This is a genomic window from Croceitalea sp. MTPC5, from assembly GCF_036985505.1.
In the GTDB taxonomy this organism is placed as follows: Bacteria; Bacteroidota; Bacteroidia; order Flavobacteriales; family Flavobacteriaceae; genus Croceitalea.
Genome location: NZ_BTGQ01000028.1, coordinates 1 through 1,382, shown reverse-complemented (window position 1 = coordinate 1,382; position 1,382 = coordinate 1). Strand labels below are relative to the sequence as shown.

At 52.2% G+C, this 1,382-nt stretch carries 1 protein-coding gene; it reads left to right on the top strand.

The window, feature by feature from the left end; all coding sequences use genetic code 11:
* Positions 1-1,382: hypothetical protein (locus tag AACM45_RS20255; RefSeq protein ID WP_339145024.1), on the top strand; the 1,382-nt coding region annotated here is incomplete at both ends.

The window sequence follows — 1,382 nt, the reverse complement described above, 5'->3', positions numbered from 1 at the left end:
ACCCCCAAACGATAAACAAGTCCGACCTTACGGACAACGGTAACGGGACCTTCACCTTTGATAATGGTGATGGAGCCCCGATCACCTTTGTCGGCACCGATGACCAAGACGCCACCGGAGTTGACTTCACTGCAACTGGCAATACGACCAGCACGAATGTACAAGACGCCATAGAGGAAATACAGACGGAACTCGATGGTGTCGATGGCACCGATGACCAGGACTTGGGTATTGGTACCAACGGAGTTGCGAACGAAAGTGTGGAGGTCACCATTACCGATGGTGCCGCCGCATTGATTGATATCCGTGACGGGGATGCTGACGCAGCAAATGAAATTAATACGGCATTTGCCGTAGTTGGTACGAATTTAAGAATAACCGATTCTGGAGGATCTTTACAAGTACCGTTAACTTCGCTTGGTTCCGACAACCAAGATTTAAGCCATACGATCTTGGTACCAGAAGAACAGGTCAGAATTGAAATTACGGATGGTAATAATACAACGATAAGTATTGAAGATGCCGACGCTGATATCACCAATGAGCTTACGACTAGTGGTACTGGTGCACCCTCTGGTGCCCCGGCCAATAATAATACTGGTGTCACCTACGTAGACACTGCTGCTGGACAATTATATATGTGGGACGGTACCACATGGAACATAGTGGGCGGTAGCGCAACCCCAGGGGATGCAAGTGACACGAACGAACTTATTACCTCTTTTTCGGTAACGAACGACGGTACGGAGGACGTACTCAGGATTACGGAGGCGGGCAGCGACTTTGACGTTCCCCTTTCAAATATCGGCACCGATGACCAGACGGCAACTGAGGTAACGGTAGCCGATGCCGGTGACAACTTCACCACGGATACCGTAGAGGCGGCACTTGCCGAACTAGCGGGAAGGACCGATAACGACACACAATATACTGCGGGCAACGGGTTGAACCTTGACGGCAGCAACGAGTTCACGGCGGTGGCGAGCCCCGATGCGAACAACGCATTGGACGTACGCGCCAACGGTATCTATGCCACGGACGACCAAAATGCTGGGGAGGTAACGGTAGCTGACGCCGGTGACAACTTCACGGTGGACACGGTAGAGGCGGCATTGGCCGAACTTGCGGGAAGGACCGACAACGACACACAATACACTGCGGGCAACGGATTGAACCTTGACGGCAGTAACGAGTTCACGGCGGTGGCGAGTCCCGATGCCAACAATGCATTGGACGTACGCGCCAACGGAATCTATGCGACCGATGATCAAGATCTGGGTATAGGTACCAACGGAGTTGCGAACGAAAGTGTGGAGGTCACCATTACCAATGGTACCGCTGCATTGATAGACATCCGTGACGGTGACAGTGACGATACCAAT